This window comes from Thiorhodococcus minor, assembly GCF_010820565.1.
In the GTDB taxonomy this organism is placed as follows: Bacteria; Pseudomonadota; Gammaproteobacteria; order Chromatiales; family Chromatiaceae; genus Thiorhodococcus; species Thiorhodococcus minor.
In genome coordinates, this window is the sequence record NZ_JAAIJQ010000193.1 from 1 (window position 1) to 3065 (window position 3065).

The window sequence follows — 3065 nt, forward strand, 5'->3', positions numbered from 1 at the left end:
GCACCACCGGCTTCACGCCCGACGGCCTGAGCGCCGCGGGCGCAGCCATCGGCCCCATCGCCGGGCTGGTCGAGGACGGCGACGGGCGCCTCTACTTCGGCCAGGCCAGCCCCGCCGGGGTGCGCCGCATCGCCTCCGCCTACGCCAGCCTGCCCTGGCAGGACCGCCTGCAGGTCCCGGGCGACGGCGGCGAGACTCTGCGGATCTTCGACGCCCAGGGTCGCCTGCGCGAGGAGCGCGACGCCGAGACCGGCCTCACCCTGAAGACGGTGGATTATGACGCCGCCGGACAGCTGGCGAGCGTCACCGATGAGTACGACCGCACCACCACCTATGAGCGCGACGGCGCCGGGCGCATCGCTGCCGTCGTCAGCCCGACCGGCCAGCGCACCCGCATCGCCTACAACGCCTTCGGCCAGCCCGAGACCATCACCCACCCGGACGGCGCGCTCTGGGGCCTGGAATACGATGCCGCGGGGTTGCTGACCGACTACACCGATCCCAACGACCATACCACCACCTTCGCCTACGACAGCCTGTCGCGTCTCATCCGCGACACCGATGCCGCCGGCGGCGGCTGGAAGTCGATCGAATACGACCTCGACCCCGAGGCCCAGCAGGTACGCTATACCTCGGCCGAGGATCGGGTGCATGGCTACACCGCGCGCACCGACACCGAGACCGGCGTGCGCACGTCGATCGACACCAGCCCCACGGGCGGCGAGACCCGCAGCGTCAGCGACCCGCTCGCGCGCACCACGACCACCACCGCCCCCGACGGCACGCGCACCCGCACCGAGACCCTGCCGAGCGCCGTGCCCTCCGGGGCCGCCTCGGACAGCCGCACCACCCTCACCCTGCCGAGCGGGCTGACCTATACCAGCGAGAGCGCCCACACCTGGGGCCTGGCCGACCCCGACGACCCGGGCTCGCACGTCCTCCTCCGCGAGATCACCACCACCAACGGCGCGTCCTGGGTCACCGACTACGATCCCGCCACCCGCACCCAGACCACCACCAGCCCCGAGGGACGCACCACCACCACCGTCCTGGACGCCCATGACCGTCCGTTGCGCACCGCGATTCCCGGACTGGCCGCGACCCAGTACCGCTACGAGGACGACCGCCTGGTGGAGACCCGCCAGGGCACGGGCGATGACGCCCGCCTCACCACCTACGCCTACGACGCCCACGACCACCTCATCGCGATCACCGATGCCGAGCAGCAGATCACCCGCTACACCCCGGACGCCGTCGGGCGGGTCACTGAGATCGAGCGCCCGGATGGCGCGATCACCGGGCTCGACTACGACGCCAAGGGTAACCTTGAGGGTGTCACCCCGCCGGGACGCCCCGAGCACCGCCTCGGCTACACCCCGGTCGACCTGGAGGACGACTACCAGCCGCCCAGCGTCGATGACGGCACCGGGGCCATCGCCCGCGGCTACGACAAGGACCGGGATCTCACCCAGCTGAGCCATGCCCTGGGGCCGCAGATCGGCTACGGCTACGACGCCGCCGGGCGGCTGGACAGGCGCACCACCGCGGCGGGCGAGACCACCTATACCTACGCCGGTCCCACCGAGCGCATCGCCACGATCACCACGCCCGAGGGCGAGGTGCTGGCCTTCGACTATGACGGCGCGCTCACCATCGACACCCAGTGGTCCGGCACCGTCAATGGCCAGGTCGAGACCGACTGGAACAGCGACTTCGCCATCGCCGCGCATATCATCAACGACAGCCACAGCATTTCCTACGACTACGACGGCGACGGGCTGCTCACCCAGGCCGGCGCGCTGATCCTCGCGCGCGATCCCGACCATGGGCTGCTCACCGGCACCAGCCTCGGCGGCCTCACCACCACCCAGGGCTACAATGCCTTCGGTGAACTCGCCGCCCAGCAGGCGGCGCACGACGGCAGCGCGCTCTACCAGGTCGGCTACACCCGCGACCGCCTCGGGCGCATCCGCACCAAGACCGAGACCCTGCAAGGCCAGACCAGCGTCTACGCCTACGACTACGACCTGGCCGGGCGCCTGACCGAGGTCCGCACCAACAGCAGCGTCACCGGCTCCTGGGACTACGACGCCAACGGCAACCGCATCGGCGTCGACGGCGTGGCCAACGGCAGCTACGACGAGCAGGACCGCCTGCTCCAGTCCGACACACCGGCCCGGCCACGCCCGAGCGCGGCCATTGGCTATATCATCGACGGGCAGGATCGGCGCATCGGCAAGACCCGCGATGGTGAGTTGGTCCAAGGCTTCCTCTACAAGGACCAATTGAATCCGATCGCCGAGCTGGACGGCGAGGGGAACCTGGTCTCGGTCTTCGTCTACGGGGAGAAGGTCAACGTCCCGGCCTATTTGATCAAGGTCGATCCCGAGACCCAGGAGGAGACCACCTACCGGATCCTCTCCGATCACCTCGGCAGCCCCCGGCTGGTCGTCGCCGTCGAGACCGGGGCCGTCGTTCAGCGGATGGACTACGATGCCTGGGGGGTGGTGACGCGCGACACCAACCCGGGGTTCCAGCCGTTCGGGTTTGCCGGGGGGCTCTACGAGCCGGAGACTGGGCTCGTGCGCTTTGGGGTCAGGGACTATGATCCCTACACCGGGCGGTGGTTGGGGAAGGATCCGATTGGGTTTGAGGGTGGGACGGAAAATGCATATGAGTATGGTTCTAGTAATCCGCTCAATACCATTGACCCGGAGGGGACCACAGCGCTTACAGGAGCCGCTGGAGGCGCCGTGGTTTGTGGGCCGCCTTGTGCAGTACTAGGTTTCGGTGCCGGAGTAATTCTGACCGGCAAGCTCATAGACTGGATGAGGAATGATGAATATGATCAGGGTGATCCCAACTATGGTGGTTATACGCAAGACGATGAGAATGAGGCTCTTGATTTATCAAATACGCTGAGTGGTTATGAAACGTGCGAACAACTTGAAGAAGCAATTACGACTCTGAGGAACAGAATAAGGGGTAGTGCGGCCTGGCAAGGCCGCGTGTTCTAGCGGGTGTGACTCCCGCCTGGGTAATCGTGCGCCGCGAGCCCAGTATCG

1 protein-coding gene is annotated in these 3065 nt (G+C 67.7%); it reads left to right on the forward strand.

The genetic code is table 11. From position 1 onward, the window contains the following. The coding region (locus G3446_RS26130; RefSeq protein WP_164456588.1) for an RHS repeat-associated core domain-containing protein at positions 1 to 3017 on the forward strand (3017 nt) is incomplete at its 5' end. Positions 3018 to 3065: the final 48 nt, after the last annotated feature.